Source organism: Candidatus Magnetominusculus dajiuhuensis (assembly GCF_046044395.1).
Lineage (GTDB): Bacteria > Nitrospirota > Thermodesulfovibrionia > Thermodesulfovibrionales > Magnetobacteriaceae > Magnetominusculus > Magnetominusculus dajiuhuensis.
The window spans coordinates 1-8,218 of the sequence record NZ_JBJUSG010000145.1 but is presented as its reverse complement, the minus strand read 5'-3'; the positions used below and the strand labels follow the sequence as shown (position 1 = coordinate 8,218).

9 protein-coding genes are annotated in these 8,218 nt (G+C 46.7%); 1 reads left to right on the top strand and 8 read right to left on the bottom strand.

Annotated features, from left to right (window positions below; all coding sequences use genetic code 11):
* Positions 1 to 75: 75 nt before the first annotated feature.
* Entirely contained in the window at positions 76 to 276 is a 201-nt protein-coding gene (locus AB7D94_RS15115) for an IS66 family transposase zinc-finger binding domain-containing protein (protein WP_420266806.1), read from the top strand.
* 250 nt (positions 277 to 526) lie between these two features.
* Here AB7D94_RS15115 and AB7D94_RS15110 read toward each other — a convergent pair whose 3' ends face one another.
* From AB7D94_RS15110 to bamA, 8 genes are all read right to left on the bottom strand, one after another.
* The gene (locus AB7D94_RS15110; RefSeq protein ID WP_420266805.1) at positions 527 to 2,056 is read right to left on the bottom strand and encodes a tetratricopeptide repeat protein; all 1,530 of its coding nucleotides are present in this window, start codon (positions 2,054 to 2,056) and stop codon (positions 527 to 529) included.
* Positions 2,057 to 2,112: 56 nt separating this feature from the next.
* Positions 2,113 to 3,126, bottom strand: coding sequence for a hypothetical protein (locus AB7D94_RS15105; protein ID WP_420266804.1), 1,014 nt, complete (start codon positions 3,124 to 3,126; stop codon positions 2,113 to 2,115).
* Positions 3,127 to 3,129: 3 nt separating this feature from the next.
* Entirely contained in the window at positions 3,130 to 3,960 is an 831-nt protein-coding gene (locus AB7D94_RS15100; RefSeq protein ID WP_420266803.1) for an LpxI family protein, read from the bottom strand.
* Positions 3,945 to 4,724 (bottom strand): acyl-ACP--UDP-N-acetylglucosamine O-acyltransferase, encoded by a 780-nt coding sequence (gene lpxA / locus AB7D94_RS15095; protein ID WP_420266802.1) that lies wholly within the window; start codon positions 4,722 to 4,724, stop codon positions 3,945 to 3,947. The genes AB7D94_RS15100 and lpxA overlap by 16 nt, the downstream gene beginning before the upstream one ends.
* Positions 4,725 to 4,726: 2 nt before the next feature.
* A complete protein-coding gene (gene fabZ, locus AB7D94_RS15090) occupies positions 4,727 to 5,179 on the bottom strand; it encodes a 3-hydroxyacyl-ACP dehydratase FabZ (RefSeq protein ID WP_420266801.1) in 453 nt (150 codons plus the stop codon).
* Between the two features lie 46 nt (positions 5,180 to 5,225).
* Positions 5,226 to 6,248: a UDP-3-O-(3-hydroxymyristoyl)glucosamine N-acyltransferase gene (lpxD, locus tag AB7D94_RS15085; RefSeq protein WP_420266800.1), complete on the bottom strand. Its 1,023-nt coding sequence runs from the start codon at positions 6,246 to 6,248 to the stop codon at positions 5,226 to 5,228.
* 8 nt (positions 6,249 to 6,256) lie between these two features.
* Entirely contained in the window at positions 6,257 to 6,778 is a 522-nt protein-coding gene (locus tag AB7D94_RS15080; protein ID WP_420266798.1) for an OmpH/Skp family outer membrane protein, read from the bottom strand.
* Positions 6,779 to 6,877: 99 nt separating this feature from the next.
* Positions 6,878 to 8,218: outer membrane protein assembly factor BamA (bamA, locus tag AB7D94_RS15075; RefSeq protein WP_420266797.1), on the bottom strand; the 1,341-nt coding region annotated here is incomplete at its 5' end.

Sequence of the window (8,218 nt, the reverse complement as noted above, 5' to 3'; positions counted from 1 at the left end):
TAGAGAAATCAAGTCCTTCTCTAAACCTGAAGATAGGAACAAGATATTGCATAGAAATCAGGGACGGGTTCAACCCTGCCACACTTCAGCTTCTGCTGGAGACATTGGACAGATGATATATCAGGGGGCGTCGAATATTCGAGTGTATCTGGCTGGGGGCAGTTATGTGCATGTGAAAGCCATCTAAGCCACATAGGACAAGAGGTATCTGAGAAGCTGGACATAGTACCGGCAAAGATGCATGTAATCCGGCATGGGTTTTCTATCAGGGTATAATCCTATAAAAAGCAGTGGAAAACAGCGAATACTGGCTTATATCCTTATTTTACGAAGGATTACGGCATCTGCGGAAGCAACACTTTGCCTACTTTCAGGTGAGTGCTTTTAATCGAAAAAGCCTGATGATACCTCAGTTTATCAGAGTGAACTGCTTTTTCTATAATTATAAATCCCTGCAGCCGCAATATGTCGACAGAGGTGTACTAGGTAAATCAACTGGTGTAGTTATTTAGACGCTTACGTTGTTTCAACTTATGGATTTTAGATTCTCTCTGACTGTTACTGTATTGGAATGGTCAGCGCCATAGGTTTCGGTGAAGATTTGAAGTGCCCTTGTGTAATATTCGAGGCCTTTTTCCCTGTCTCCTTTTTCTGACCACGCAGATCCAAGGTTGTTAAAATCCCGGCCTACGCTCTGGTGGTTTTCGCCATGTACGCTTATGTCTATCTTTAGCGCTATGCCGTAGTAATCTATTGCCTTTTGGAGTTCACCAAGACTCCTCCACGCCAGTCCCAGATTGTTATATCTTGTGGCTACCGAGGCGTGATTCTCACCATAAAAGCTGACATCTATCTTTATTGCCTTCATATAGTAGTCTATCCCTCTATAAAGATACCCCATCGAGCACCACGCCATCCCTATGTTGTTATAGTCTACTGCGATATCTGGATGACTCTCCCCAAGTATTTCTAAGTCTATCTCCAGCGCGCGCGTGTAATAATCTATAGCCTTTTTAAAGTCTCTTTTAATGCTCCACGCCGTGCCGAGATTTGAATAGTCCTTTGCCGTGTTTACGCTTGCACTGCCGTAGATTTTTATATCTATCTCAAGGGCCTTCGTATAACTGTCTATAGATTTATCTGTTTGCCCCAACGCACGCCACGCTAATCCCATGTTGCAGTATATGGCAGCGATGTCGGAGTTTTCCTCATCGAAACGTGCCCCTGCGGTTGAGATAGCCAAGTTATAATACTCTATCGCCTTTTGAGCGTTGCCAAGCACACCCCAGGCCAGCCCTATATTGTTATAGAGCATAGAGACGGCGGGGTGTGTGCCGCCTAAGAGGATTTTATCCAGCTCTAAGGCCTTTTCATAGTATTCGATTGCGGCTGCGGCCTGCCCGGCGCTCCTTAGCGCCATCCCTATGTTGTTGTACCTGCCGACCGTGCGCTGGCTGCCTTGTCCGTATAACTCAAGGTCAACCTGCAACGCCTTCTGGAAATAATCCACTGCCTTACTATAATTTCCTATGCGATAGAGCGCCATTGCAATGTTGTTGAATCTATCGGCTATCGACGGGTGCGACTCCCCATATGTCCTGAGGTCTAGTTCAAGCACCATGATGGCGTACTCTACTGCCCTTTTTTTGTCTCCCAGTATGTCCCAGGCCATCTGCAGCCGGTCATAAGCGTATGTTATCTGCTGTTCATTTGGTGTATAGTCGTTAAAGTTCATCACTATCTCATCGATAATCGCGTGTATATTTTCAGCATCGATTGTCTCTGAGATGATTGCTGCTGCCTCGTGTGTTTCGTCGGGGTCAAGCCCTCTGGATATGCCGAAATTTACAAGCAGCTCTTTAAGTTGTTCATGGTCTATTTCAACATTTCCCTCGATTGTATTGAGCCAGTTGGCAATGCTAAAGAGCAAGGTCTTAAATCCTTCATAAACCAAAACGGTCAGCTTACCCCTGAGGATTTCTTCGCTGCCGGCTGCGATAGCGTTATCGACACATATGTCTATGAAATACGCAAGAAAGCTCTGCCGCCGTTGCATCTTACGTTAACTCCATCTCAGAAAGCCCGCGTTAACAAAAAAAGATAGTGAGATGGCTATTTTTTGGCCCATATCAGCGACGACACGCAGGCGGCCGGTCCTGCGGCGTTTTGATTGAATCCGAAAAATTTCAAATTGTAATTGTCATTGATGATGTCATTCAGGGCAGTGATTACCGCATCCCTGCTTGCCGAGGAGGTGACGATTGTCCTTTCTGTTTCGTTTTCTATCAATATGGCAGAAAATGGATTCTTACAGGTCAGTGTTTTGCCGTCGCTGGTACTGATGACGACAAATACGGCGTCAGACTGGTGGTCGTCCTTCCCCCATTTATAGGACATAATACGCCCGGCGGCGTGTGCCGTGGTGTTTGAGACATCAAAGGCAAATGGATATGTCCCGGGCGGCGGTACACTTCTCTGATTAGTAAACGAAAAATACATGGGGAAAGTCCGTCTGCCCTCTGGCCCTTTGATGGAATTTACGGCCTTCCACCTGGCGCCCTCGGCCTCGTACAGCGTGGCAATCCAGTAGTTGTAGTCATAGGTGATGTGCAGAAACTCAGCCCTTTTGTCTTTGTTAAAGTCAAATAGCCTCTGGAGATAACCAGGTGAGCTAAAAGGAATAGGGGCACCACTAGAGTCGAACATCAGGGTCATTAGCTCATACTCAGGGGCAGGGGGCACACCCATTATTGGTACATAGACTATCAGGTCAGTGATTCCGTTTCCATCAAGGTCTGCCGTTTCGGCCTTATAGCCATCAGTTTTTGTAAAGTTTGCGGTTTGAAACTGCCACTTCTTTCCGCCCTTGTCCATGCCTGTGAAGATTATGTCGCCGTCTTCGTTATATGTAACGTCTGCCCCCTGCGGACCTATTTGTATCTTTCCAGCGGCATTTTCAGAAGCTGGTAGTGCTACAGGGGTGGTGTTGAAGACCCTTGCCATTTCTGTTTTTTTAAACGGCAGGAAACTTAGATTAACCGCCTGTGATGTGTGTGGCAGCAAGGTTAAGAGTAATACGGCAAGTGCCGCGGTTGACAGTGTAGTGTTTTTCAGGTAATTTAACATGGTCTAATATTTCACTCCTATTATAGAGATTCCGGCCGCTTGGGCCTCTTTAATAACCGCATCTTTTTGGACTATCAGCGTGTTGCCAGCCTCAAGACCCAGCACCCTGGCCTTTACTTCCTTCATTGCGGCTATAGTGTCAAGCCCGATAGCTGGATAGTCGAAACGCTTGTCCTGATTAGGTTTGCTGGTTTTTATTACGACAGCACCGCTGCCAGCTAGCTCACCGCCTCTTCTGATGGCCATGTCAGTGCCCTCGATTGCCTCTACCGCCATGACAGCCCGTCCCTTTATCACTATGGTCTGCCCGATGTCAAGACGCCCGATTTCCTTCGCTAGTGGAAAGCCAAAATCAATGTCCTTTTGCTCGTCCTTCGATAGCCCTTTCTTTGTCAAAAGCCCTACAGGGGTTATCATCCCCGATGTGAAGTCTGTTATGTTTCGCATGGTTATGCCCTCAGAGGCAAACTCCTCAACCAGTGCGTTGAGAATAGAATCGTCGTTATTGTCCTTTAATTTCAACAGAAAAGTCACTGCCCTCATATCCGGCATCGTCTTATTTTTATAGAGAAGGGACTTTGGCACCTTGCCAGCCATAACGGCCTCGGTCAGGCCTGCCCCTTTTAGTGTCTTAATCAATGTGCCGAGTTTGGCCACATTTACTAAGGTTAAGTCATCGACATAACCCCTGAGGGCAGCCTCGTCAACCACCGGCTCAAGCCCAACCGCAAACACCCTATAGCCCTGGTGGCGCGCCTCTTGCGCAACTGCCATAGGCAGATATCCCATGCCGGCAATCAGGCCAAGCGTCTTGTTCTCTATGTCTTGCGGCATATTCCCCTTTTATTGTTCGATATAAACTCAATTAGCCTTTTTATCTCGTCTGTCATCTCAAGATCATGTTCGACCTGTTTTATGGCCTCTTTTAAAGTGAGTTTGTCACGGAAGAGAATCTTATATGCCTTTTTCAGATTCTGAATCTGCTCGTCAGAGAACCCTTTTCGTTTTAAGCCAATGCTGTTGAGGCCGTAGAGTTTTGCCCTTGCCCCTGAGGCAATCGTAAAGGGTGGGACGTCCTGACCAATCCCGCTAAAGCCGCCAACCATAGAGTATGCGCCGATTCTTGTGAACTGGTGTACGGCTACAATGCCGCCGATGACCGCATGGTCTTCGACTTCGACATGTCCGGCAAGCGTGGCCGCGTTTGCCATTACTACGTGGCTTCCTACCTTACAGTCGTGGGCAATATGAACATATGCCATGATGAAGCAGCTGTCACCTATTTCTGTTATGCCATCTCCGCCTACAGATGCCCTATGTATTGTCGAATATTCTCTGATTATTGTATCGTTGCCGATTTTAACGCCTGTTTTTCTGCCATCATATTTTAAATCCTGCGGAGGAAACCCAATGCCGGCAAATGGATGAATGACACAGTTGCCGCCTATCTCAGTGTTTTCATCAATTACGATATTTGATATTAAGCGTGTGCCTTTGGCTATTTTAACGCCATCGCCGATTATGCAAAACGGGCCGATGACTGCATGGTCGTCGATTTCGGTATCAGCACCGACGATGGCTGTGGGGTGTATCTGCATGGTTATTTGTCCTCCACGCCGTCGAGGTCTTTTACATCGGTTACCATTGCCGTGAATTCAGCCTCTGCCACTGTGTTGTCATCGACTTCCGCTCGGCCAGAAAATCTCCAGACCTTGCCGCGCTTCTGGAGTGACTTTATTATGAGTTTCAGGCAGTCTCCTGGCAGCACCGGTTTTCTGAACTTGGCCTTTTCTATGGACATAAAATAGACGGTATTGCCTTCTACTCCAGATTTAAATGCTAAAATTCCGGATACCTGCGCCAGTGCTTCAACGATTAACACGCCCGGCATTACGGGATTCCCGGGAAAGTGTCCCTGGAAAAACGGCTCGTTTATCGTTACATTTTTTATCCCAATGGCGCTTTCACCAGGCACCAGCTCGATTACCTTATCGACCATCAGAAAGGGGTATCTATGTGGCAGTGTTTTCATTATCTCCATTATATTTATCATAGTGCAAAGTCCTCCGGCGTATATTTCTAAACCCATTACACGGGCCTTAGGTATTTTTGTCTTTGGTAATCTCAGCCAGTTGTTTTTCTAATGAACTGATCCTTTCATTGAGTTCCGGCAGTTTTGCAAACAAGATGTGCGATCTTTTATATTGTAAATGGGGCAGTGAGGGTGAACCCATGTAAGCGCCTTTCTTAAGATCTTCCATTACGCCGGACTGTGCGCCGACCCTCGTGCCGGCTTCAATTTCCACATGGTCTGCAATACCAACCTGACCGGCAAGTACGACATAGTTGCCAAGCGTAGAACTCCCGGCAATCCCTGACTGGGCTATCAGGATTGAATTTTGACCAATCTCTACGTTATGTGCAATTTGGACGAGATTATCTATCTTTGTGCCGGCTCCTATTTTTGTAGCTCCAGTAGTAGCCCTGTCTATGGTTGTGTTTGCCCCTATTTCCACATCGTCATCTATTATGACAGTACCTACTTGCGGGATTTTTACGAACCGCCCTGCGTCCATTTCATAGCCAAAACCATCTGAGCCTATCACTGCCCCGGGCTGAATTATGACGCGGCTGCCTATTGTCACAGATTCGAGTATAGACACGTTGGGATAAATTATACACTCCTGTCCGATAATCGTATTTTCACCTATAAAAACGCCAGGATGTATGACCGTTTTTTCTCCAATTGAAGCCCCATGGCAGATATACGCCCCGGGATATATGCTGATGTCCTTACCCAGAGTTACACCTTCTGAGATATAAGCGCCAGCTATCACCCCAAACGCCGTAAATGGCTTTGAATAAAACAGTCTCAGGAGCTTTGAAAACGCCGTAGAGGGGTTGTCAATGACAACCTGATGAATCCTTATATCAGGATGGGTGCGCTTGATAAGCACGGCGCTTGCCTGAGAGTTTATAAGCCTGCCGGTGAGCTTCGGATCGGTGAGATATGTGATTTGACCATTTTTAGCGTCATTAACACCGCACACCCCGCTAATCTCTATGTCGTGGCCGCTTGTGATGCGGCCACCCAACATATCGGCAATTTCGATGAGCTTCATACGACCAGCTATTTTTTCTTCAGATCGTTGAGTTTCTTTACAATCTTGTCTGTCAGATCAACACTATCCATGGAATACAGCACGGCACCGCTTTCCAGGATTGCTGTATATCCATCATCCTTTCCAATTTGGCGAATTATGCTCCTTATATCTGAAAAGACATCTTTTGTCAGGTCGGCCTCTTTTTTTCTCACCTCTTCCTGAGCCTCGGCGGCCATTCTCTTCAAGTCTCTGACTGCTGTTGCCATCTCATCCTGCTTTTTCTTCTTTGCGTCTTCGGAAAGGGCAGAGCCTTTTTTCTCTAAATCGGCCTTCATAGTGTCTATTGCCTTTTCCTTTTCCTCGATTTTAGTCTGGTGACCTTTTATGTGTACCTCAAGCGCCTCTTTTGCCTTTTTACCAGGCTCTGAGTCATTAATCACCTTCTGAATGTCGACGAAACCGATTTTTGCATTCTGCTGCGCCATCGCCGCTGTTGCGGTAAAGATGAGCGCAACTGCCATTACTAACACCATCGAAACTTTCTTCATTTTTCCTCCTAAGTATTTTTCACAGTATCAACTCTATGATACCAAAAGATATGATACCCTATTACATCATATTTTAGCAACCAAATGGGGGCACTCCGACTAAAAGAAACTCCCAAAAGAAAACTCAAATTTACCAAAAGAGTCCCCGTTGGTTCGTTTAAGATTCACGCCATACTCAAGGCGTATCGGGCCAAACGGGGAAATCCAGCGAACGCCAGCGCCGGTAGTATATTTGATATCCGACAATGTCGTCCCATTTCCAAGGGCAGACCCTATGTCAACAAAATATACACCCTTTAATTTTATCTCGGGGAATATAGGAAATATAACCTCGTTATTTAACAGTAACTGGCTTGTACCTCCAATGTACGTGCCATCCCAGTCACGCGGACCGGCACGGCCGAAGTCCACGCCTCTGATTGTGGATATACCGCCAACGTAGAATCTTTCATACAACGGCAGCTCGTTCCCGCCATAGCCGGAGGCGTAGCCGTATCTTCCCCTTATAGAGTAGGTTGTAGGTCCTAAAAAGGGAAAAAACCACAGGGAGTCAATGCCGCCTTTTATGTAGTGGTTAGACCCTAACGCGCCGGCAAAAGTAAAATACGCACTGTTTCTCGAGCCGGTTGTGGGGTCAATGTAACTATCTCTGGTGTCGCGCGATATGGATGGCGTGATGCTGCCTGTCGTTGCATATCCTTCCTGTTCTATAATCAGGCGCGAGGCCGTGTTGCTGACGTCATGTACGGTAACGCCCTCAAAACGATAGGACAGACCGGCATCCCAGTAATCCCAGAATTTCTTGTTAACGCCTACCACTATACCGGTTGCCTTGCGGCTGTAATCAATGTATTTTTTGTCTAAACTATACAGACTTCCGCTTATCGTATATGGTTTATCCAGAAACCACGGGTGCTTATACGTCAACTCATACAGCTTAGAGCCGCCGCCCTCTAACGCTATCTTTGCATAGTCTCCCGTGCCGAACAGGTTTGACTGGGTAAGTTGTATCATACCTATCATCTTGTCAACTGAGCTATAGCCGCCGCCAACGCTTACAAAGCCCGTCATCTTTTCCTTAACCTTAACGTCTACATCAACTATATCTGAGTCGGGCTGTGGTTTTGGAGCTACATCGACGGTATCGAAGTAGTCGAGATTTTTGATGTTTTGAAGGCTCCGCTTTATCTTCTTGCTGTCAAATGTATCCCCTTCATTTATTGCCATCTCACGTCTGAGCACCTTGTCTCGAGTCTTTGTGTTGTCGGCAAATTCTATCGTACCGATTTTATAGACCTTGCCCTCTTCGACCTTGAGATTGACCTTTACGCCTAGTGAGGTTTCATTAGGAAACACAGCTGGGTTTACCATTGCGGTTGCATAGCCGCGCTCTGTGTAGTAGTTTGTGATGGTGTTTATAGATTTGGTCAGCTCCGCTTT